General features: G+C 74.4%; 18 protein-coding genes. 12 read left to right on the forward strand and 6 right to left on the reverse strand.

Annotated features, from left to right (window positions below; all coding sequences use genetic code 11):
• Window positions 1-62: 62 nt before the first annotated feature.
• The 3 genes from MPTA5024_RS04145 to MPTA5024_RS04155 form a co-directional block, all read right to left on the reverse strand.
• A complete protein-coding gene (locus MPTA5024_RS04145; RefSeq protein WP_063794617.1) occupies window positions 63-1,019 on the reverse strand; it encodes an ABC transporter permease subunit in 957 nt (318 codons plus the stop codon).
• Window positions 1,006-2,037 carry an ABC transporter ATP-binding protein gene (locus MPTA5024_RS04150; RefSeq protein WP_036320017.1) on the reverse strand — a complete coding sequence of 344 codons (1,032 nt, stop codon included), beginning with the start codon at window positions 2,035-2,037 and terminating at the stop codon, window positions 1,006-1,008. The genes MPTA5024_RS04145 and MPTA5024_RS04150 overlap by 14 nt, the downstream gene beginning before the upstream one ends.
• Before the next feature lie 61 nt (window positions 2,038-2,098).
• Window positions 2,099-3,310 carry a LolA family protein gene (locus MPTA5024_RS04155; protein WP_036320019.1) on the reverse strand — a complete coding sequence of 404 codons (1,212 nt, stop codon included), beginning with the start codon at window positions 3,308-3,310 and terminating at the stop codon, window positions 2,099-2,101.
• Window positions 3,311-3,435: 125 nt separating this feature from the next.
• Between MPTA5024_RS04155 and MPTA5024_RS04160 the strand changes: the two genes are divergently transcribed.
• Genes MPTA5024_RS04160 through MPTA5024_RS04170 form a run of 3 tightly spaced genes read left to right on the forward strand, consistent with a single transcriptional unit; the run spans window position 3,436 to window position 7,001 of the window.
• Window positions 3,436-4,110 carry a response regulator transcription factor gene (locus MPTA5024_RS04160; RefSeq protein ID WP_036320021.1) on the forward strand — a complete coding sequence of 225 codons (675 nt, stop codon included), beginning with the start codon at window positions 3,436-3,438 and terminating at the stop codon, window positions 4,108-4,110.
• Window positions 4,100-5,464, forward strand: a complete 1,365-nt coding sequence (locus MPTA5024_RS04165; protein WP_036320022.1) for an ATP-binding protein — start codon at window positions 4,100-4,102, stop codon at window positions 5,462-5,464. Before MPTA5024_RS04160 ends, MPTA5024_RS04165 begins: the two co-directional genes overlap by 11 nt.
• A gap of 10 nt (window positions 5,465-5,474) precedes the next feature.
• Window positions 5,475-7,001 carry a pyridoxal phosphate-dependent decarboxylase family protein gene (locus MPTA5024_RS04170; RefSeq protein ID WP_036320023.1) on the forward strand — a complete coding sequence of 509 codons (1,527 nt, stop codon included), beginning with the start codon at window positions 5,475-5,477 and terminating at the stop codon, window positions 6,999-7,001.
• Between the two features lie 165 nt (window positions 7,002-7,166).
• On the opposite strand, the gene folP is transcribed toward MPTA5024_RS04170, so the two are convergent.
• Window positions 7,167-8,027, reverse strand: a complete 861-nt coding sequence (gene folP / locus MPTA5024_RS04175; RefSeq protein ID WP_036320024.1) for a dihydropteroate synthase — start codon at window positions 8,025-8,027, stop codon at window positions 7,167-7,169.
• An 88-nt stretch (window positions 8,028-8,115) separates the two neighbouring features.
• Entirely contained in the window at window positions 8,116-8,985 is an 870-nt protein-coding gene (locus MPTA5024_RS04180; protein ID WP_036320026.1) for a LysR family transcriptional regulator, read from the reverse strand.
• 445 nt (window positions 8,986-9,430) lie between these two features.
• Here MPTA5024_RS04180 and MPTA5024_RS39235 point away from each other — a divergent pair, with 445 nt between their 5' ends.
• From MPTA5024_RS39235 to MPTA5024_RS04205, 5 genes are all read left to right on the forward strand, one after another.
• Window positions 9,431-10,927: a neutral zinc metallopeptidase gene (locus MPTA5024_RS39235; RefSeq protein WP_084369407.1), complete on the forward strand. Its 1,497-nt coding sequence runs from the start codon at window positions 9,431-9,433 to the stop codon at window positions 10,925-10,927.
• A 93-nt stretch (window positions 10,928-11,020) separates the two neighbouring features.
• Complete coding sequence (locus MPTA5024_RS04190; protein WP_036320027.1) at window positions 11,021-12,610, forward strand: LCP family glycopolymer transferase; 1,590 nt, start codon at window positions 11,021-11,023, stop codon at window positions 12,608-12,610.
• A 121-nt stretch (window positions 12,611-12,731) separates the two neighbouring features.
• Window positions 12,732-14,093 (forward strand): S8 family serine peptidase, encoded by a 1,362-nt coding sequence (locus tag MPTA5024_RS04195; RefSeq protein ID WP_036320029.1) that lies wholly within the window; start codon window positions 12,732-12,734, stop codon window positions 14,091-14,093.
• Between the two features lie 15 nt (window positions 14,094-14,108).
• A complete protein-coding gene (locus tag MPTA5024_RS04200) occupies window positions 14,109-14,348 on the forward strand; it encodes a hypothetical protein (RefSeq protein ID WP_036320031.1) in 240 nt (79 codons plus the stop codon).
• A complete protein-coding gene (locus MPTA5024_RS04205; RefSeq protein ID WP_084369408.1) occupies window positions 14,345-14,971 on the forward strand; it encodes an AAA family ATPase in 627 nt (208 codons plus the stop codon). The genes MPTA5024_RS04200 and MPTA5024_RS04205 overlap by 4 nt, the downstream gene beginning before the upstream one ends.
• Window positions 14,972-15,014: 43 nt before the next feature.
• Here MPTA5024_RS04205 and MPTA5024_RS04210 read toward each other — a convergent pair whose 3' ends face one another.
• Window positions 15,015-16,166 (reverse strand): ROK family transcriptional regulator, encoded by a 1,152-nt coding sequence (locus tag MPTA5024_RS04210; RefSeq protein ID WP_036320033.1) that lies wholly within the window; start codon window positions 16,164-16,166, stop codon window positions 15,015-15,017.
• A 107-nt stretch (window positions 16,167-16,273) separates the two neighbouring features.
• On the opposite strand from MPTA5024_RS04210, the gene zwf reads away from it, so the two are divergent.
• Genes zwf through eda form a run of 4 tightly spaced genes read left to right on the forward strand, consistent with a single transcriptional unit; the run spans window position 16,274 to window position 21,142 of the window.
• Entirely contained in the window at window positions 16,274-17,749 is a 1,476-nt protein-coding gene (gene zwf, locus MPTA5024_RS04215; RefSeq protein ID WP_036320035.1) for a glucose-6-phosphate dehydrogenase, read from the forward strand.
• Window positions 17,746-19,575 (forward strand): phosphogluconate dehydratase, encoded by a 1,830-nt coding sequence (gene edd / locus MPTA5024_RS04220; protein WP_051457686.1) that lies wholly within the window; start codon window positions 17,746-17,748, stop codon window positions 19,573-19,575. The genes zwf and edd overlap by 4 nt, the downstream gene beginning before the upstream one ends.
• Window positions 19,572-20,531, forward strand: a complete 960-nt coding sequence (locus MPTA5024_RS04225; protein ID WP_036320037.1) for a glucokinase — start codon at window positions 19,572-19,574, stop codon at window positions 20,529-20,531. Before edd ends, MPTA5024_RS04225 begins: the two co-directional genes overlap by 4 nt.
• Complete coding sequence (gene eda / locus MPTA5024_RS04230) at window positions 20,528-21,142, forward strand: bifunctional 4-hydroxy-2-oxoglutarate aldolase/2-dehydro-3-deoxy-phosphogluconate aldolase (protein ID WP_036320039.1); 615 nt, start codon at window positions 20,528-20,530, stop codon at window positions 21,140-21,142. Before MPTA5024_RS04225 ends, eda begins: the two co-directional genes overlap by 4 nt.
• Window positions 21,143-21,219: the final 77 nt, after the last annotated feature.

Consider the following 21,219-nt stretch of genomic DNA (forward strand, 5'->3'; position numbering starts at 1 on the left):
CACACCGCCTACGTGAGAGGTCCGCGGCAACATTAGCGACAAAGACCGTCAAGTGGCACCACTTATGCCGTGATGTCCTTCGAGGTGAACCGCGACCAGGCGATCGACCCGAAGATCACGATGTACGCCAGGAAGGCCAGGAGGCCGCGTCCCATCTCGTCGGTCGCCATCGGATCGCGCAGCAGGCCGTCGAACGAACTCCACCACGACGTCAGCAGGAACGGCCGGACCACCGCGATCTGCGGGATCGCCCCGACGACCTGGCTGACCACCACGAGCACCACGCTCGCCGCGACCGCGCCGATCGCCGCCTCGGTCAGGGTGGAGACGGCCAGCGCGACCGCGCCGAGGGCGGCCATGCCGGCCGCCGAGTACAGCGCCACCAGGCCCACCCGGAGCAGCCCCTCGGCCGCGGAGACCGTGGTGCCGGACAGCAGCGTGACCGGGCCCACCGGGAACAGCGCCACCCCCACGGCCAGCGCCGACAGCGCGACCAGCGCGCACGCCGCGAGGCAGAACACCACCACGTCGGCGTACTTGACCGCGAGCAGCCGGGTCCGGCCCGCGGGCGCCACGAGCAGGTAGCGCAGCGTGCCCTGCCCGGCCTCCCCCGCGACGGCGTCGCCCGCCACCACCGCGACCGCCAGCGGCAGCACGAGCGGCAGCATCACGAGGAACGCGGCGAACGTCAGCACCAGCCCGTTGCCCGCGACCTGCCCGATCAGCGACCCTCCGTCGCCGCGGGACGCGACCCGCACGGCCACCCCGATCAGCACGGGCACGGCCGCGAGCACGCCGAGCATGGCGAGGTTGCGGGGCCGGCGGAACGTCAGCCCGATCTCGGAGGCCAGCAGCCGCGCCGTGTGAGCAGCCGTGTGCCCGGACACGTGCATGGACACGGGCATGGACACGGGCGTGGCCGTCGTGGTGTTCCCGCCGGTACGGCCGGCCGCGTCGTCCGCCACCGGCATCGCGGTCTCCTCCGTCACCGTCTCGCGCACCGTCTCACGCGCCGACATCGAACCCCTCCCCCGTCAGGCCGACGAAGACGTCCTCCAGGCTGGGCCGGACCACCCCGAACCCGCGCACCCGCACGCCCTCGGTCACCAGCAGGGCGCACAGGCGTTCCGGCACGGCGTCGCCGAGGTCGGCCGTCACCTCGCCGATCCCGTCGGCGAGCGCCGCCGAGACGCCGGTCAGGCCGGCCGACTCCAGCAGGGCCGCCGCCTCGGCCGCGTCCGCCGTCTCCACGCGCAGGCGCGGCCCGCCACCGCCCGCACGGAGGCCGGCGAGCGGGCCCTGGGCGACCAGCCGCCCGGACCGCATCACGCCCACGTGGGTGCACATCTGCTCGACCTCGGCGAGCAGATGGGAGGAGACGAACACCGTGGTGTCCTCCGCGGCGATCTCCTTGATGAGCGTCCGCACCTCCCGCGTGCCCTGCGGGTCGAGCCCGTTGGTCGGCTCGTCCAGCACGAGCAGGTCCCGGGGCGCGAGCAGCGCGGCGGCGATGGCGAGACGCTGGCGCATGCCGAGCGAGTAGGCCCGGTAGCGCTTGCCCGCGGCGGCCGACAGCCCCACCCGCTCGAGCGCCTCCCCCACCCGCCGCCGCACGGTCCGGCCGTCGGCCGCCGGGTCGGCCGCGTCGAAGCGGCGCAGGTTGGCCTCCCCCGACAGGTACGGGTAGAACGCCGGCCCCTCCACCACGGCCCCCACCCTCGGCAGGGACCGGGCGAGCCCGGCGGGCATGGCCTCCCCGAGGAGCGACCAGTCGCCGGACGTCGGCGCGACCAGGCCGAGCAGCATGCGGATCGTGGTCGTCTTGCCCGACCCGTTCGGGCCGAGGAAGCCGTACACCGAGCCGCGCGGCACGGCCAGGCCGACGGCGTCGACGGCGACCTGGCCCCCGCGGAAGCGCTTGGTGAGGCCGGTCGTGGCGATGGCGTGCCCACCGCGGACGCCGGCGTCGCCGGGCGGGTCACCGGGGAGGGGCGGGGGCGCCCCGAGGAGCGCCCCCGCCGCGTTCACCGCGCCCACGGGTCCCCGCCCGCGGGCTCGCCGGGGCACGCCGTCGCGCCCCCGCTCGTCGGCAGACCGGTCATCGCGCCGCACCCGCCGCCTTGTAGAGGGCCTCGGGCGTGACCGCCCCGGCGACCAGGCGGCCGTCGTCGGTCAGGAGGACCGACAGGAGCTTGGTCCGCAGCAGGCGGCCGCTCCCCCAGGGGCCGCTGACGCGCGTGGCCGACCGCAGCGCGGTGTCGAGCAGGCTCGCCGGGCTCGCGCCGTCCGCGCTCGCGCCGTTTCCGCCCGCGCCGTTCGCCGGGCTCGCACCGTTTCCGCTCGCGCCGTCCGCCGGGCTCGCGCCGCTCCCGCCCTTCGCGTCGGCCGTCGGCAGCGAGGTGACCAGGACGCTGTCCCAGCCCGACCCGGCGATCCGGGTGCCGTCGGCGGCCTCCCTCGCCTTGTCGGCCTCGTGCCCGGCCGCCGCGGACGCCCTGCCCTCCTCGACCTTGGCCCCCGCCGGCGGGGTGAACGTGAAGTTCTCCGGAGCCGGGGCCGAGAACGTGACCGAGTCGAAGCCCACCTCGAACGCGGGCTCGGCGGCCCCCTTGGCGTACACCTGGACGCGCAGCGGGATCAGCGTCTCCCCGTCGATGGCCACGCGGACGTCCCGCACCAGCGAGGTCGCGGTCTTCGGCGTGAGGACGACCTGGTAGGCGGCCCGGCCCGCGACGGTGACGTCTCCGGCCACGGTGATCCGGGTGTCGCCGCCGGCCGCCCTGAGGGCCTCCTGCGCCGCGTGCTGCGGCGTGAGCGCCGTCGGCAGCGGCGAGGCCGCGGACGGCAGCGGCACGGGCGAGCCGGTCGCCGCCCCGGGGTGGCCGGTGAAGTGGGTGGCGGTGTTGGCGGCGCTGTCCCACAGCCACACCTGGTCACCGTTGACGATCAGGTCGGTCTCGCTCATCTCGCCCGGCAGCATCAGCCGCACCCGGTCCTCGTCGCCGTACCAGACCTTGAGCTGGTGGGATCCGGACAGCAGCGACAGTGCGCTCGCGCCGCCACCGGAGAGGCCCGGCAGCGCCGGGAGCCCGAGGGACGCCGTCTCGACGACCGTGCCGGACATCGCGGGGACCTTGCGGGAGCTCCACGAGCCGGCCATGTCGGCGAGCAGCTGCTGGGCGGTGCGGTCGGGCAGGGACGGGTCGCCCTGGACGGCGGCGATCACCGGGCCGGTCCCGACGGCGGCCGCGACCACGGCGACCGCGGCGACCGGCACTCCCCACCTCACGGCGCGTGCTCTCTTGGACATCTCACATCTCCATCATGTGCGGCGGACTGACATTCCCGAGCCTGCTGGGCCGGTCCTGTGCCGACGCTGAGACGTCCTGAGAGCCCTCTCAGGCACCGATGCCGGAATGGGTCCACTATGGGGCGATGCGGGTTCTGGTGGTGGAGGACGAACGGCGGATGGCGGCGGCCCTCAAGCGGGGGTTGCAGGCCGAGGGGTTCGCCGTGGACCTCGCGCACGACGGCGTCGAGGGCCTGCACCTGGCGCGCGTCGGGGAGTACGACATCGTGGTGCTCGACATCATGCTGCCGCGGCTGTCCGGCTACAACGTGTGCAAGCAGTTGCGCGCCGAGGAGAACTGGGTGCCGGTGCTCATGCTCTCCGCCAAGGACGGCGAGTACGACATGGCCGACGGGCTCGACCTCGGCGCCGACGACTACCTGACCAAGCCGTTCTCGTACGTCGTGCTGGTGGCGCGGCTGCGCGCCCTGCTGCGGCGCGGCGGCGGCCGCCGCCCGGCCGTCCTGCGGGCCGGCGACCTGTCCCTCGACCCGGCCCGCCGGCAGGTGGCCCGGGGCGACGCCTCGATCGAGCTGACGCCGCGCGAGTTCGCCCTCCTGGAGTACCTGATGCGGCGGCACGGCGAGGTCGTGTCGAAGACCGAGATCCTCGAGCACGTGTGGGACACCTACGACACCGACCCCAACGTGGTCGAGGTCTACGTCGGGTACCTCCGCCGCAAGATCGACGCGCCGTTCGGGCGCAGCGCGGTCCAGACCGTGCGCGGGGCCGGCTACCGGCTGGTGAGCGATGGCGGCTGACCCCCTCGGCTGGTGGCGGCGGCAGAGCCTGCGCTTCCGGCTGACGACGGTCTCGACCGCCGTGCTGGCCCTCGCGCTGGCCCTGTCGGCGTACGTCTTCGTGGGCGTGCTGGGCCGGGCCCTGATGCGGACCATCGACGACGAGGTCTACCAGCGGGCCAGGGAGGTCTCGGCGCTGTCCGACGCCGGACGCCTGCCCGACCCTGTCGTCTCGGTCGACAACACGATCGTCCAGGTCATCGGGCCGGACGGGCGGATCGTCGACGCCACCCCGAACACCGACAGGCTCGTCCCGCTGCTCGGCGCCCGCGAGCGCGCCGAGGCCGTCCGCTCGGGGTCGGCCCGCTTCCTCGACGGCCGGCCGTACGCGATCCCGGGGCCGCTGCGGGTGCGGGCGCTCAGCGCGGACCACGGCGTGACGGTCGTCGCCGCGCGGTCGTTCGCCGAGGTGGAGGGCGGCCTCACCACCACCGGGCACGTGCTGCTGGTCGGGATGCCGCTGCTGCTCGCGCTGCTCGCGGGGGCGTCGTGGCTGGTGATCGGCCGGACGCTGCGCCCGATCGCGCTGCTGCGCCGCGGAGCGGCCGAGATCAGCGGGACGGCGCGGTCCCGGCGGCTGCCCGTCCCCGAGGCCCGCGACGAGGTCCACTCCCTGGCCACCACGCTCAACGACATGCTGGGACGCCTGGAGGACGCCGACGCCCGCCAGCGCGCCCTCGTCTCCGACGCCGCGCACGAGCTGCGCAGCCCGCTGGCGAGCATCCGCCTCCAACTGGAGGTCGCGCTCAGCCACCCCGAGGGGCAGGACTGGAAGGAGACCGCGGAGGGGGTGCTGGAGGACACGCTCCGGCTGTCCCGACTGGCCGAGGACCTGCTGGCCCTCGCCCGGCTCGACGAGGGCCGCCCCGGGCGGCGCGAGCCGGTCGACCTCGCCGCGCTGGCCCGGGGCACGGCCGAGCGGCACGGACTGGCCCTCGACGCGCCCTCCCCCGCCGTCGTGCTGGGCGACGGCCTCGACCTGCGGCGGGTGCTCACCAACCTGGTCGACAACGCCCTCAGGCACGCGGCGTCGGCCGTGTCGGTCGCGGTCCGCACGGACGGGGACACGGCGGAGCTGACGGTCGCCGACGACGGCCCGGGCATCCCGGCCGAGGACCGGGAGCGGGTCTTCGACCGCTTCACCCGCCTCGACAGCGCCCGCAGCCGGGACGACGGGGGCGCCGGGCTCGGGCTGGCCATCGTCCGGACGACGGTGGAGGCCCACGGCGGTACGGTCCACCTGGAGGACGCCGCCCCCGGCCTGCGCGCCGTCGTGCGGCTCCCCCTGGCTGACCGCCCCACGCACCACGCCTGAGGAGACCCATTTGCTTCCCGAGTACGGCAGGCCCGTCAACGACCTGCTCGCCGAGCTGACCGCGCTCAAGGCCGCCGACCTGCCGGTCCGGGGCGGCACGGTCACCGCGTACGTCTACGACACCGGACGGCCCGAGGTGCACGACGCCGCCCACCGGGCGTACGCGGAGATGCTCGAGGTGAACATGCTCGACCCGACGGCGTTCCCCAGCATGGTGGCGCTGGAGCGGCAGGTCGTGGCGGCCGCCGCCGAGCTGCTGGGGCGGCCGGGCGCGCCGGGGATCTTCACGAGCGGCGGCACCGAGTCGATCATGCTGGCCGTGAAGGCCGCCAGGGACGCGCGCCCCGGCGCGACCCGCGTGGTGCTGCCGGTCACCGCGCACCCGGCGTTCCACAAGGCCGCCCACTACCTCGGCATGGAGATCGTGCCGGTGCCGGTGGACCCCGTGACGTTCCGCGCCTCGGTGCCGGCCGTCGAGGCGGCCGTCGACGACCGCACGGCGCTGGTGGTCGCCTCGGCCCCGTCGTACCCCCAGGGCGTGGTCGACCCGGTCGAGGAGATCGCCGCGATCGCGGCCTCCCGCGGGGTGCTGTGCCATGTGGACGCCTGCGTGGGCGGCTGGCTGCTGCCGTGGCTGCGGGAGGCGGGGGCCGCCGTGCCGCCGTTCGACCTCGGTGTTCCCGGCGTCACCTCGATCTCGTGCGACCTGCACAAGTACGGCTACGCGCCGAAGGGCGCCTCGGTGCTGCTGTTCCGGGACGCCGGGCTGCGCCGCCGGGCCTACTTCGCCTCGGCCGCCTGGCCGGGCTACACGATCATCAACGCCACCGTGCAGAGCTCGCGCTCGGCCGGGCCGCTGGCGGGGGCGTGGGCGACCCTGCAGTCCCTCGGCCGGGAGGGCTACCGCGAGCTGGGCCGCACCACTTTGGAGGCCACCCGCCGGCTGGCCGAGGGCATCCGCGCGATCCCCGGCCTGCGGGTGCTGGGCGAGCCGGAGACGTCGCTCGTCGCCGTCGCCGGGTCGCCCGAGGTCGACGTGTTCGTACTCGCCGACGAGGCGCGCAGGCTCGGCTGGTTCCTCCAGCCGCAACTCTCGTACGCCGGCATTCCCGCCAACCTGCACATCACGGTGACGGGCGTGACGCTGTCGGGGGTGGACGCCATGCTCGACGTCATCGCCCGGTCGGCGGAGGCGGCGCGGGCCAGGGGCCCGGCGGCGGTGCCGGACGGGCTGCCCGAGCTGATCGCCTCGCTCGACCTCGACGCCCTCGACGACGCCACGTTCGCCCAGCTCGCCGCCTCGGTCGGCATCGACCTCGGCCCCTCACGCGTGGGCGACGCCGGGACGGGAGACCGCGGCGTCGACGGGACCGGGCTAGGAGACGGCGCCGGGCCCGGTGACGGGGGCGGCCAAGGTGACGGGGGCGGCCCAGGTGACGGGGGCGGCATGGCCGCGGTCAACGCGGTGCTCGACGCCCTGCCGGCCGAGACCCGGGAGGCGATCCTGGTCCGCTTCCTGTCCGTCATGTACGCCTGACGCCCGGCGGCGCGCGGCCCTCTGTGCGGGACAAGCAGACGACAGGAGGGACGGGCGGTCGACCGCGAGGGCGCGCGGCCGACAGGGGCGACGCGCGGTCGACCGCGGGGAGACGCGCGGGCGACCGCGAACGGACGCGACCGTGAGGAGCGCGTCGCCGACCGGTCAGCCGGCGGCGAGGCGGGTGACGACGGCGAGGGTCCTCCGGGCGCTCGCGGCGTCGTGGACCCGGAACACGCGGGCGCCCTGGAGGGCCGACACGGCCAGCGTGGCCAGCGTGCCCGCGTGCCGTTCCCCGACCGGGAGCCCGCCGAGCGCCTCGCCCACGAAGTCTTTGTTGGACACCGCCACCAGGACCGGCCATCCGGTGGCGGTCATCTCGCCGAGCCGGCGGCTCACCTCCAGCGAGTGCCAGGTGTTCTTGCCGAAGTCGTGCGCGGGGTCGATGAGGACGCCGTCCCTGCGCACGCCCGCCGCGACGGCCCGCTCGGCGAGATCGGTGGTGTAGCCGATCACGTCGGCGACCACGTCGTCGTACGCGATGCGGTGCGGCCGGGTGCGCGGCTCGACGCGGCCGGCGTGGGCGCAGACCAGCCCGATGCCGTGGGCCGCCGCGACCTCGGCCAGCCCGGGGTCGACCCCGCCCCATGTGTCGTTGAGGAGGTCGGCGCCCGCCTCGGCCACGACCTTCGCCACTTCGGAGCGCCAGGTGTCCACGCTGATGACCACGTCGGGGTGGCGGTCGCGCACGGCGGCGACGACCTCGGCGACCCGGCGGATCTCCTCGTCCGGGTCGACCTCGGCGCCGGGGCCGGCCTTCACGCCGCCGATGTCCACGATGTCGGCGCCCTCGTCGATCAGCCGGGAGGCGGCGTCCACGGCCGCCCTGAAGGCGAACGTCGAGCCCCTGTCGTAGAACGAGTCGGGGGTGCGGTTGACCACGGCCATGACCGCGAAGTCGCCGGGCCCGAAGGCGCGGCCGCGCAGGCGGAGGACGGACGGCTGGTCGGACGTCGGACTAGGCATCGGCGCCAGCCTACTCGCCGGCGCCGACGCCCCTTGCCCGCCGCTGTGGACACGCGTTTGGAACGCTCCAATGAAATTGCAAAGAAAATCACGCCGCGGATCCGCCTTCGGCGAGGGCGAGGAAGTCCTGCGCCATCGCGGGGAGCCTGCGCCGGGCGTGAACCACGGCGATGATCTTCCTGAGCGAGGGGTCGAGCGAGCGGACCACCAGGCCGGCGCGGGCCGCCTGGTCGGCCATGCCCCGGTACCAGAGCAGGGACGCCCGCCCCTCGCGCACCGCCCGCAGCCACCCGCGGCGCTCGTCCGACTCCACCGCGGGGATCGGGCGGACACCGTACGTCACGAAGATGTGGTCGAACTCCCTGCGGCGGGGGCTGCCGGGGGCGGGCAGGACCAGGCGCATGCCGTCCAGCCGCGCCATCGGCACGGGATCGGGCAGGTCGGTGCCGGGAGGGGAGATGAGCACGATCTCCTGGCGTTCCAGCGGGTGGCTGACCAGGTCGGTCGGGACCGGAAGGTCGGTGAGGCCGAGGTCGGCCCGCTGCTCGCGGACCGCGCTGACCACGGCCTCCCGGCCGTCGCACCGCACGATGTGCACCCGGATGCCCGGGTGCTCCGCCGCGTACGCGGGCAGCAGGCGCCCGGCCAGACCGGGCTCCAGGCTCGGGGTCGAGGCGATGCGCAGTTCGGCGCCGGGCGTGCTGCCCTGCGTCGCCAGCGCCTCGATCTCCGCGACGGCGTCGAGCGCCTCCCGGGCGAGCTTGACGACGCGACGGCCCTGCGCGGTCACGACGACCCCTCGCCCGGAACGCGCGAACAGCGTCATGCCGAGCTCGCGTTCCAGATCGCGAATCGCGCGGGACAGGGCAGGCTGCGCGATATAGAGCGATCTGGCCGCGTCGGTCATGGTGCGGTGCTCCGCGGTGGCGACCACGTAACGGAGCTGCTGCAGATTCATGCGAAAAACGCTAGGGCAGACGAGCGCGGCGATTCCGGAACATCGCAGAGATCACCTCGGATGATTACGGAATGTACCCGACATCTGCTACATCCGTGACCCCTGGGAAATCAGTATTCTTTTGCCCCAAATCGACGAAGGGGGCGATGTCTTGGCGCCGCAGTACCCTCCGCCGCCACCACGGGGCCGTCCTCCGTATTCGTCCGGGCCGAATTCCCCTGAACCATTCGGACAGGGTCCGGACAGGGACGATTCGGATGACCGGGAATCCCTTTCCGCGGGTTCTCCCTGGCCGGGCACCCTGCCGCCGGACGCCCACTGGCCCCGCTCGCAGGATCTCGGCCACACCCCCGGCGTCCCCGCGCCGCCGCCCCCTCCCGGGTGGCCGCAGTACCCCGGCCCCGGCCCGCACCAGCAGGGCCCGCACCAGCCGGGCTCGTACCCGATGGGCGAGGCGTACCAGCAGGACGCGCAGCAGCAGGGCGTGCCGTACCAGCAGGGCTCGTACCAGCCGGGCGGGCCGTTCCAGCCGCGTGAGGCGTACCAGCCGGCCGGGCCGCAGCAGCACGGCGTGCCGTACCAGCAGGGCGGGGAGCAGCAGGGGCCCGGCGGATACCCCCGGCAGCCGGACCCGCCGGCGTTCCGGGACCCCGGTCCGCGGCCCCACGCGTGGCCGGGCGGTCCGGACGTCGCGCAGCCCGGACCCCGGAACGTCCCGCCGCCTCCGAACACGCCACCGGCCCCGAACCTGCCGCCGCCGAGCGTCCTCCCGCCGCCCCACGCCCTTCCCCAGGCCGGGCACCCGGGCGCCGGGGGGCCGGCGGCGCCGCCGTACGCACCGCCGTACCCGCCCCAGTGGCCGGGACAGTCCCCGGGACAGCCCCCGGGACAGCCGGGGTACCCGCGGCCGCCCGTCCCGCCGGGACCGTACGGCCCGCCCGGGTACGCCCCCGCGTGGCGTCCGCCCAAGCGCAGGTCCGGGGCGGGGGCGCTGATCGGCGGCCTCGTCGGGGCGATCGCGGTCGTCTTCGTCCTGCTCGCCGTCGCGGGCGCGCTGCTGCGCTCCGCCCACCGGTCCGAACCCGTGTCGCCGGTCGCGATCCCGACGTACGGCGAGACGACCCTTCCGACCTACGAGCCGACGTCCGCGCCCACCTCGGGCACGACCCGGCGGCCGACGTCGCCGCCGACCGCGGCCCCCACGAAGCCCCCGACCCCGCGTGTGCTCAACCGGAGCCTGAAGAACAACACGGTCTACCGGGCCGGTGGGCTGCCCAGGACGAACTGCCCGGCGGGCGGCGCGAGCATCTACAACCACACCCAGTTCAAGGCGCTCATCCTGAAGACCGGCACCTGCATGGGCAAGGCGTGGGCCCCGGCTCTGCGCAAGGTCGGGATCGCCTGGACGCCGCCGAGCTACATGATCGCGCGGACCAGGGGACGGGGGGCCTGCGGCGACTACCCGGCGCCCGGGAGCAACGTGCCGTACTACTGCCCCAGCAACCGCACGATCTACGCCTCCACGAGCGCCATGACCCGGGAGTACGGCTCGCTGGGCTCGTGGAACGGGATCATCATCAGCATGATGGCCCACGAGTACGGCCATCACATCCAGAACCTGTCCGGCATCTCGGACTCCTGGTGGGAGCGGACGCTCGACGCCCACTCCCAGAGCGAGCGGATGGGTCTCAGCCGCCGGCACGAGCTTCAGGCGACCTGCTTCGGCGGGATGTTCATGCGCTCGGTCGCGGCGAGCTACCCGATCACCACGGCCCAGCGGAACACGCTCCTGTGGGCGTACACCCATCTGGGCGACCCGCCGGGCGGCCCGCGCGACCACGGGACGACGCGGAGCAACGCCGCCTGGTTCCGGCAGGGGTACACGCGCCCCCTCGCGTACCAGTGCAACACCTGGGCGGTCGGCGCGGCCTCGGTGTCGTAACGGTAGGTCGCAAAGCTGGGTTTACGTCGGCATTGTCCGGATATGGGGGTTAGACTCCCTAGCCAACCTTCGCAGAGGAGAGTGCGGTGAACCATGGGCGACGGGGGTCCCGCTGAGCAGACCGGGCGTCCCCCGGAGGAGCAGAGCTCCGAGGGACAGGACGGGCAGGCGCCCGAGCGCCGGGACGTCCGCCCGCGGAAGGGCCGGGAGCCTCGCTACGCCAGGCCGCTGACCACCGCGTCGCTCATCGGCTGGACGGCCCTGTCGGCCGTCGTCCCCGGCGCGGCGCACCTGCGGGCCGGCAACCGCCGCGTCGGGTTCGCCCTGCTCGGCGTGTTCGGGGCCGGTCTGGTGGCCGTGGTCGTCTTCGCCCTGCGCCTCGTGGGCGACGCCGGAGCCGCGGTGCGCGGCAGCACGCTGACGGCCATCATGATCGGCGCCGGCGTGTGCGCGGTGGCCTGGTTCGCGCTCGTCGCACTGTCGTTCGTCGCCCTGCGGCCGCAGCGCCTGCCCCAGGGCGGGCAGATCGTGGCGGGCATCGTCGCCGGGGTGCTGTGCGTGTCCGTGATGGCGCCGTTCGCCGTCACCGCGGGGTACGTCAGGACGGCGAGCCAGACGCTCGACGCGGTGACGGCGCCCGAGCCCGGCGTGACGGTGTCCCAGATCAGGGCCGAAGACCCCTGGAACGGCCGTAAGCGGGTCAACTTCCTCCTCATCGGCGGCGACGCCGCGGGCAACCGAATCGGCGTGCGCACCGACTCCATGACCGTCGCGAGCGTGAACATCGCCACCGGCAACACCGTGCTGCTGAGCCTGCCGCGCAACCTCCAGTACGTCCGCTTCCCGCCGACCAGCCCCATGCACAGGCAGTTCCCCGACGGCTTCAACGCCGAGGGGCAGGGCCTGCTCAACTCGGTCTGGTACTACGCGGACAACAACCCGCAGATCATGGGCGGCAAGAACCGCGGCGCCCAGGCGCTCAAGGACGCCATCGGCTACACCCTCGGCCTGCACATCGACTACTACGCCATGGTCGACATGTTCGGCTTCGCCGCGCTGATCGACGCGGTCGGCGGCCTCAAGATCCGGGTCGAGCGGGACGTCAAGTGGGGCGGCCACTTCGGCACCGCCGGCACGATCAAGGCGGGCTACCGGACACTGAACGGCGAGGAGGTGCTCTGGTACGGCCGCTCCCGGGTGGACAGCGACGACTTCTCCCGGATGGCCCGGCAGCGCTGCGTCATCGGCGCCCTCGCGCACCAGGTCACCCCGGCCACCGTCCTCGCGAACTTCACCAAGATCGCGGCGGCCGCCCGCCACATGTTCCGCACGGACATCCCCCGCGACCTGCTGGAGCACCTGGTGCCGCTCGGCATGAAGGTGCGGAACGCCAAGATCACCAGCCTGCAGTTCGTGCCGCCGGTGATCTACCCCGGCAACCCCGACTGGGTGAAGATCCGCAACCTCACCCGTGAGGCCGTCCGCGAGTCGATGGCCGACCAGGTGACCGCGGCGACCGGGCCGAGCCCGGCCGCGTCCGCGCTCGCCTCCGGGGCTGACCCCACGCCGTCCGGCTCGGCGTCGCCCTCGTCCACGCCGTCGCCGCGCCTCTCGACGCCGGGGCGGACCCCCACGCCGAACGACCAGGCGGCCAAGAGCCTGTCGGAGCTCTGCGGGTTCTGACGCCCCCGGGGCCTCCCGTCCCCACGAGAGGCCCCGGAACCCGGTGGAAACGGTGGACTCCGCCGTCCGGATGACGCATCGTTGTGACGCGACGTAATCGTCTAGTCACGGAGTGAAATCGGTGCGCGTACTGATCCAGCTGCGTCCCTCCCCCGATCTGGTCGCCGCGGTCGCCGGCCGCACGGCCACGGCGACGGCCGCCGACGTGGCCGACGGCCTGCCGGGCGTGGTGCTCGACCGGTCCTACGGGCCGGTGGCGGTGCCCCGCCCGTTGCCCGCGGTCCCGGGCGGCGACCCCCTGTCGCTGAACCAGCCGCTGACGTTCTCGATGGCGCCGCACGAGGCGTCCGTCGTGGTGCGCGGGGAGATCGGCGACGACGAGATCTCCACCCGGGTCTCGCTGCTGCCCGCGACCCGGCGGGACGTGGTCGCGGTGTACGCCGACCCGGTCATCGAGAGCACGCCCACCTGCGGCGGCGACGGGCCGGTGGGCGACTGGCACGACGTGGAGCGGCTCCTGCGGGTGACCGACCTCGCCGCGGAGGGCCTCGACGGCTCCGGCGTGCCCCTGGCGATCACCGACACCGGGATCAACGCCGGTCACGTGTCGGCGGCCCTGGGCCGGCCGGTCACCGTCGACCGGGAGCGCAGCTGGAACCCCGCCGGCGTCTCCGGCCGGGCCGGGGAGTTCGCCGTGGACCACGGCACGATGTGCGCGTTCGACACGCTCATCGCCGCGCCGAAGGCCTCGCTCGTCGACCTCCCCGTCCTGCTGTCGCGCCGGTCGGGCGGGACGACGCTGGACGGCCTGCTGTCCGACGCCCTCGCGGCGTACGCCCACCTGCGGACCGTGCTGGAGGCCCAGCCGGCGGCCTCACGGTCTCTCGTGATCAGCAACAGCTGGGGGTCGTTCTCCCCGCGGTGGGACTTCCCGCCGGGCCATCCCGGCAACTACTCGGACAACCCGGCGCACCCGTTCAACCTGATCGTCGGCAGCCTGGCCGAGGCGGGCGCCGACATCCTGTTCGCCGCCGGCAACTGCGGGCGGCAGTGCCCCGACAGCCGGTGCGCCTATCCCGACCGGTCCATCGTCGGGGCCAACTCGCACCCGCGGGTGCTGTCGATCGGCGGGGTCGACACGAAAGGCGAGCGGGTCGGCTACTCCTCCCAGGGGCCGGGCCGGCTCGCCCCGCGCAAGCCCGACCTGTGCTCCTACACCCACTTCGCCGGGTCGGGCGCCTTCGGGGCCGACGAGCCCGACTCGGGGACGTCCGCCGCCTGCCCGGTCGCCGCCGGGCTGGTCGCGGCCGTCCGCACCCGCTGGCCCTCCGCCGCGCTGTCCCCGGCCCAGCTCCGTACCCTCCTCCGCCGGACGGCCGATGATCGCAGCGACGTAGGCTATGACTACGACTACGGGTACGGCGTCGTGGACGTCGCCGGGATCCTCGCCGCCCTGCGCAGGAGGGCGGCGCGGGCGGCCTGAGCGAGGGGGAGCGACGTGGCGAGGGTCCTCATCACCGTGCGGCTCCCGGAGGGCGCGAGCCTGGAGTCCGCCATGAGCGCCCTGGGCCTGGAGGAGGACGAGGTGGACACGGGCTACGGCCTGGTCCCCGTCGACCCCGGCGGCGGCCTGTACGCCCTGCGGGTGAGCGAGAGCGCCGGCCGCAGAGTGGGCGGGGACGGCGCGGCCGGGCCGCACGCCGACCCGCCCATCGAGCCGTTCGGCCCGCCCCGATGAGCCCGCGCGACGCGCCGCGAGCCCGGCCCGCCGATCGTACGGCGGGCGACGCGGTGAGCGGGCCCGCGTCGTGGGTGGTCTCCGGGCCGCCGGGGGCGGGCAAGTCCACGGTCTGCGCGCTCCTGCTGGCCCGTCTGCGGCCCGTGCCCGCCCTGCTCGACAAGGACACGATGTACGGCCGCTTCGTCGAGGCCACGCTCGCCGCGTACGGCAGACGCCCGGACGAGCGCGAGGGCCCCTGGTACGACGAGCACGTCAAGAGGCACGAGTACGACGGCATGACGGCGACCGCACGGGAGATACGGTCGCACGGCTGCCCGGTCATGCTGGGCGGCCCGTTCACCTCGCAGGTGCACGACGCGGCGCTGTGGGAGCGGTGGGTCGAGGACCTGGGCGGCCCGGACGTACGGCTGGTGTGGGTGCGGTCCGACGGCCCCACCCTGCGGGAGCGGCTGGTCCGGCGCGGGCTGGCGAGGGACGGCCGGAAGCTGGAGCGCTTCGCCGACTACCTGCGGGCCATCCGGGTGGACGAGCCACCGGCCGTGCCCCATCACGAGATCGACAACCGGCTCGGTGCCCCGCCCCTGGCCGCCCAGGTCGACGCGCTCCTGGCCCGGGCCTGACGGCCGGGCGACCGGGGCGGACGCGTGCCGGGCCGGCGGGGGCTCAGACCGCGGCGGAGTCGACGGCCTCGGCGGACAGCACGTGGTCGAGGACCATCAGCGCGCAGCCCGTGATGCCGGCGCCCGGTCCGAGGCGGCTGCGCTCGATCCGCAGGCTGCGGGTGGCGAGCTGGGTGGACCTGCGGTAGATCACCTCGCGGACGCCGGAGACGAGCGGCTGGAACATCTCGGCCACGTCGCCGCCGAGCACGACGACGGCCGGGTTGAGCAGGTTGACGGCCCCGGAGATGACCTCGCCCAGCCACCGCCCGGCCTGCCGTACGACGGCCATCGTCTCGGCGTCGCCGGCGCGGACGAGCGCGGTCACGTCGGCGAGCGAGACCACGTCGCGGCCCTTGGCCCGCAGGTCGCGCAGGATCGCGGTGCCGCTCGCGACGGAGTCGACGCAGTCGAGGTTGCCGCAGCGGCACAGCACGCCGCCGCCGTCCCGCACCGGGATGTGGCCGATCTCTCCAGCGGCGCCGAGCGCGCCGCGCAGGATGCTCCCGCCGGAGATCACGCCGGCGCCGATCCGGGTCGAGACCTTCACGAACAGCAGGTCGTCGAGCTCGGAGGCGTAGGCCAGGCGGTGCTCCCCCATGGCGATGACGTTCACGTCGTTGTCGACGAGCACGGGCACGGCGAACCGCTCCGCGATGATCGGCGGGATCACCACGCCGGTCCAGCTGGCCATCACGCGGGCGCTCTCGGTGCGTCCCGCGGCGAACTCCACCGTGGCGGGCACGCCGAGGCCGACGCCCACGACCGGGGCCTGCCCGTCGAGCAGCTTCTCCCAGGTGTCCATGAGCAGCGGCAGCACCACGTCGGGGCCCTCCTCGACGTCGATGTCGAGGTCGGTGCGCAGCAGCACCTGGCCGGCGAGGTCGCAGAGGGCGATCTGGGTGCGGCTCGCGCCGAGCGAGGCGACGGGGACGACCCCGCCCGCCTGGTCGAACCGGAGCCGGACCGGGGGGCGCCCGCCGGTCGACGGGCCTTCGGCGTCCTCGATGATGAGCCCCCGGCGGCGCAGCTCGGTGATCCGGTGGGCGACGGCCGGGCGCGACAGGCCCGTGATGCGGCCGATGTCGGCACGCGTGACCGCCTCCCCGCTCCGGATGAGCTGGAGGACCTCGCCGGTGGTCGCAAGTCGTGACATTAACGAGAAGTGAAGCACAGATGCTTACCGAAGTTCAATGACTTATTCATCCCAAGTTACAAAAGTCGGCTTGAAAAGTCGCATATCTTCCCGCTACTGTCCCCCTCATGCCCGACCTTTCGAACGGCACGGCCCGGCCCGCCGACCTGATCATCTTCGGCGGCACCGGTGACCTGGCGATGCGCAAGCTGCTGCCTGCGCTGTTCCACAGCCACCGCGACGGACGGCTCCACCCCGACAGCCGCGTCATCGCGCTGTCGCGCGGCGGGCTGGACGACGCGGACTACCGGGGGAAGGTCGACGCGGAGGTCCGCCCCGCCCTGAGCGGGGGCGAGGGCTGGGACGGCTTCCTCCGCAGGCTGCACCACCGGACGGTCGACATCGCGGCGCCCGAGGGCTGGCGGGGGGTCGCCGGGCTCCTGGACGGCCACGAGGACCGCGACCGGATCTTCTACCTGGCCAGCCCGCCCATGACGTTCGGCGCGTTCTGCCGGGGAGCCCGGGAGGCCGGGCTGGTGACGCCGCTGTCGCGGGTGGTGCTGGAGAAGCCGCTCGGCCGCGACCTGGCGAGCGCCCAGGCGATCAACGACGAGGTCGGCGCGATCTTCGACGAGTCGCAGATCTTCCGGATCGACCACTACCTGGGCAAGGAGACGGTCCAGAACCTGCTCGTGCTCCGGTTCGCCAACGCGTTCCTCGAGCCGATCTGGAACTCGCTGTGGATCGACCACGTCCAGATCACGGTGGCGGAGACCGTCGGCACGCCGGGCCGCCGTGGCTACTACGACCAGGCCGGCGCCCTGCGCGACATGGTGCAGAACCACCTCCTCCAGTTGCTGTGCCTGGTGGCCATGGAGCCGCCGTCCCGCAACGACCGGGAGGCCGTCCGCGACGAGAAGGTCAAGGTGCTGCAGTCGCTGCGGCCGATCGTGGGCTCCGAGGTCGACCGGTTCACGGTCCGCGGGCAGTACACGGCGGGCCGGGCGGACGCCGCCGAGGTCCCCGGCTACCTGGACGAGCCCGACAAGAACCAGCCGACGGCGGAGTCCCTGCGGGTCGAGACGTTCGCCGCCGTACGCGCCGAGGTGCGCAACTGGCGCTGGGCCGGCGTGCCCTTCTACCTGCGCAGCGGCAAGCGACTGCCGGCCCGGCGGTCGGAGATCGTGGTGCAGTTCAAGGACGTGCCGCACTCCATCTTCCCGGGCGCCTCGCCCAACCGGCTCGTGCTGCGGCTCCAGCCGAGCGAGGGCATCCACCTGCGGCTCATGGCGAAGGAGCCGGGCGCGGGCGACGTCGTGCTGCGGCCGGTGCCGCTGAGCCTGAGCTTCGCCGACACCTTCAGCGCCCGCGTCCCCGACGCGTACGAGCGGCTGCTCATGGACGTGATGTCCGGCAACCCCACGCTGTTCATGCGGCGCGACGAGGTCGAGGCCGCCTGGCGCTGGATCGATCCGATCATGGACCACTGGAACGGCTCGGGGATGCTGCCCGAGCCGTACCCCGCCGGGACCGCGGGCCCGGCCGGGGCCCACGAACTGCTGGCCCGCAGCGACCGAGCCTGGCACGAGGAGGACCTGCCGTGACGAACCGTGTGATCGCCGAGGTCACCGAGCGGGTCCGCGCGCGCAGCCGCGACCGCCGCCGGGCCTACCTCGACCGGATCGGCCGGGCCGGCCAGGAGCTGCGCGAGCGGGGCCCGGCCCGCGGCCGTCTCGGCTGCGCCAACCTCGCCCACGGCTTCGCCGCCGCGCCCGCCGAGGACAAGATCGACCTGCGCGGGTCGGCCAAGCCCGGCGTCGCCATCGTCACCTCGTACAACGACATGCTCTCTGCCCACCAGCCGTACGAGACCTACCCGCCGGAGCTGAAGCGGGCGGTCCGTACGGCGGGCGGCGTCGCCCAGGTGGCGGGCGGCGTACCGGCCATGTGCGACGGCATCACCCAGGGCCGCGCAGGGATGCAGCTGTCGCTCTACAGCCGCGACGTGATCGCCATGGCGACGGCGATCGCGCTGTCGCACGACATGTTCGACGCCGCGCTCCTGCTGGGCGTGTGCGACAAGATCGTCCCCGGCCTGCTCGTCGGCGCCCTGCGGTTCGGCCACCTGCCGGCGGTCTTCGTCCCGGCCGGTCCGATGACCTCCGGCCTGCCGAACAAGGTCAAGGCGCGGGCGCGGCAGCACTTCGCCGAGGGCGCGATCACCCGGCTGGAGATGCTGGACGCCGAGGCGGCGTCCTACCACTCCCCCGGCACCTGCACCTTCTACGGCACGGCGAACTCGAACCAGCTGCTCATGGAGGTCATGGGCCTCCACCTGCCGGGCGCGACGTTCGTCAACCCGCACACCGAGCTGCGGCACGCGCTGACCGCGGCGGCCGGCCGCCGGGCCGTCGAGATCTCCCCGCACGGCGCCGAGTACACGCCCGTGGGCGAGGTCGTCGACGAGAAGGCGATCGTCAACGCGGTGGTGGCCCTGCTCGCCTCCGGCGGCTCGACCAACCACACGATGCACCTGGTCGCGATGGCGGCCGCCGCCGGGATCGAGCTGACCTGGGATGACATGGCCGACCTGTCCAAGGTCGTGCCGCTGCTCACCCGGATGTACCCGAACGGCCAGGCCGACGTGAACCACTTCCAGGCCGCGGGCGGCATGCCGGTCTTCATCGGGGACCTGCTCGACGCGGGACTCCTGCACGCCGACGTGCTCACGGTGGCCGGGCGCGGCCTCGGGCTGTACCGGACCGAGCCCGCGCTCAAGGAGGGCGCCCTGGTGTGGGAGGAGCGGGCCGAGGGCAGCGGCGACCTCGACGTGCTACGGCCGGTCGCCGACCCGTTCTCCGCCGACGGCGGCATCCACATCCTGGACGGCAACCTGGGCCGGGCCGTGTCGAAGGTGTCGGCCGTCAAGCCCGAGCACCTGGTGATCGAGGCCCCGGCCAAGGTGTTCGACGACCAGCTCGACCTGCTGCGGGCGTTCGAGGCCGGCGAGCTGGACGACCAGGACTTCGTCGCGGTCGTCCGCTACCAGGGCCCGCGGGCCAACGGCATGCCGGAGCTGCACAAGCTCACGCCGCCGCTGGCGGTCTTACTCGACCGCGGCCGGAAGGTGGCGATCGTCACCGACGGCCGCATGTCGGGCGCGTCGGGCAAGGTCCCGGCCGCCATCCACCTGTCCCCCGAGGCGGCCGACGGGGGGCCGATCGCGCTGGTGCGCGACGGCGACGTGATCCGCCTCGACTCGGCCGCCGGGACCCTGACCGTCCTCGCCGACCTGTCCGCACGCACTCCGGAGGGCGCTCCCCTGCCCGACGAGCTGTGGGCGGGGACGGGCCGTGAGCTGTTCGCCTCCTTCCGCCGCACCGTCGGCCCCGCCGAGCGGGGGGCGAGCGTGTTCGGGGACGTGGCGTGAACCTCCCGTGGCTCGTCGCCGACATCGGCGGCACCAACGCCCGGTTCGGTTTGGTCACCAGGCCCGCCGGGCAGCCGGAGGCGGTAGCCGTACTGAACGTGTCCCAGCATCACGGCCTTGCCGATGCCGTAGCCGCCTATCTCGCAGACCATGCGGGCGGAGTTCGGCCGGAGGCCGCGTGTCTGGCGATCGCCGGTCCGGTCGACAGGGACCGGTACCGGCTGACGAACGCGGCATGGGCCGGGTCCGTCCTCGACCTGGGCATCCCCCGCGCGGTGCTGCTCAACGACTTCGAGGCGCTCGCGATCTCGCTGCCGCACCTCGCGGGAGACGACCTCGTGCCGCTCGGCGGCCCCCCGCCGTCGGCCCGGCTGGCCAAGGCCGTGCTCGGGCCCGGGACGGGCCTCGGGGTCGGCGGCCTGGTGCCCGTGCCCGGCGGTTGGGCGCCGGTGCCCGGGGAGGGCGGGCACGTCGCCGCCCCCGCCGTGACCGACCTGGAGATGGAGATCGTCCGCGCGCTGCGCGCGGACGGCCTGCCGTACGTGGACGCCGAGCACCTGCTGTCCGGCCCCGGGCTGGCCCGCCTCCACCGTGGGCTCGCGCTGGTCCGCGGCGTGGCGCCGGTCGCGGGCACGGCGGCCGAGGTGACCGCGTCGGCCGACCCGCTCTGCCTGGAGACCGTCGAGGTGTTCCTGGCGATGCTCGGCGGCTTCGCCGGCGGGGTGGCGCTGACGCTGGGCGCGCGCGGCGGGGTCTACCTCGGCGGCGGCGTGCTGCCCCGCCTGGCGGACCGGATCGGTGGCGGCGCCTTCCGCGCCCGGTTCGAGACGGCGGCCCCCGCGCTGTCGCCCTACCTCTCGGCCGTCGCCACCTCGCTGATCGTCGCGGAGCACCCCGCGCTCACCGGGGCGGCCGCCTGGCTCGCCCAGGTTTCCTCTAATGTGGAGCTGGTATGAGCCTTCTCGATCTCGCCCCCGTGGTGCCCGTCGTGGTCGTCGACGACGCGGAGACCGCCGTCCCCCTCGCCCGCGCGCTGGTCACGGGCGGGCTGCCGGTGATCGAGATCACGCTGCGCACCCCGGCCGCGCTGGAGGCGGTGCGGCGGGTGGCCGCCGAGGTGCCCGAGGCCGTGGTGGGCGCCGGCACGGTCCGCACCCCGGACGACGTCGAGGCGGCCGTCGAGGCGGGCGCCCGCTTCCTGGTCTCCCCCGGCACCACCCCGGCCCTGCTGGCCGCGCTGCTCGGCTCCGGCGTGCCGTTCCTCCCGGGCGCCGCGACCGCCACCGAGGCGATGACGCTGGCCGAGCGCGGCGTGAAGGAGATGAAGTTCTTCCCGGCGGAGGCCGCGGGCGGCGTCGCCTACCTCAAGTCGCTGGGCGGGCCGCTCCCCGACGTCCGCTTCTGCCCGACCGGCGGCGTCACTCCGCGGAACGCGCCGTCCTATCTGGCACTGCCGAACGTCGGCTGCGTCGGCGGAAGCTGGCTGACCCCCGCCGACGCCCTGGCCTCCGGCGACTTCGGGCGGATCGAGAAGCTGGCGGCGGAGGCGGCCACGCTGCGCCCCTGACCGGCACCCTCCAGACCTCGCCGGCCGAGCCACCCTCCCTCGGCGGAGCCGGCGGCCATGCTCGTGGCCGCGACCCG

Origin of the sequence: Microbispora sp. ATCC PTA-5024 (genome assembly GCF_000511135.2) — a bacterium.
GTDB lineage: Bacteria > Actinomycetota > Actinomycetes > Streptosporangiales > Streptosporangiaceae > Microbispora > Microbispora corallina.

Bases quoted from the DNA above. Each gene is read 5' to 3' on its own strand.
- MPTA5024_RS04205 (WP_084369408.1), top strand. From the start codon at position 14,345: ATGAGCCCGCGCGACGCGCCGCGAGCCCGGCCCGCCGATCGTACGGCG.
- MPTA5024_RS04180 (WP_036320026.1), bottom strand. From the start codon at position 8,985: ATGAATCTGCAGCAGCTCCGTTACGTGGTCGCCACCGCGGAGCACCGC.
- MPTA5024_RS04165 (WP_036320022.1), top strand. From the start codon at position 4,100: ATGGCGGCTGACCCCCTCGGCTGGTGGCGGCGGCAGAGCCTGCGCTTC.
- folP (WP_036320024.1), bottom strand. From the start codon at position 8,027: ATGCCTAGTCCGACGTCCGACCAGCCGTCCGTCCTCCGCCTGCGCGGC.
- zwf (WP_036320035.1), top strand. From the start codon at position 16,274: ATGCCCGACCTTTCGAACGGCACGGCCCGGCCCGCCGACCTGATCATC.
- MPTA5024_RS04155 (WP_036320019.1), bottom strand. From the start codon at position 3,310: ATGTCCAAGAGAGCACGCGCCGTGAGGTGGGGAGTGCCGGTCGCCGCG.
- MPTA5024_RS04190 (WP_036320027.1), top strand. From the start codon at position 11,021: ATGGGCGACGGGGGTCCCGCTGAGCAGACCGGGCGTCCCCCGGAGGAG.
- eda (WP_036320039.1), top strand. From the start codon at position 20,528: ATGAGCCTTCTCGATCTCGCCCCCGTGGTGCCCGTCGTGGTCGTCGAC.
- MPTA5024_RS39235 (WP_084369407.1), top strand. From the start codon at position 9,431: ATGGGCGAGGCGTACCAGCAGGACGCGCAGCAGCAGGGCGTGCCGTAC.
- MPTA5024_RS04160 (WP_036320021.1), top strand. From the start codon at position 3,436: ATGCGGGTTCTGGTGGTGGAGGACGAACGGCGGATGGCGGCGGCCCTC.
- MPTA5024_RS04145 (WP_063794617.1), bottom strand. From the start codon at position 1,019: ATGTCGGCGCGTGAGACGGTGCGCGAGACGGTGACGGAGGAGACCGCG.
- MPTA5024_RS04210 (WP_036320033.1), bottom strand. From the start codon at position 16,166: ATGTCACGACTTGCGACCACCGGCGAGGTCCTCCAGCTCATCCGGAGC.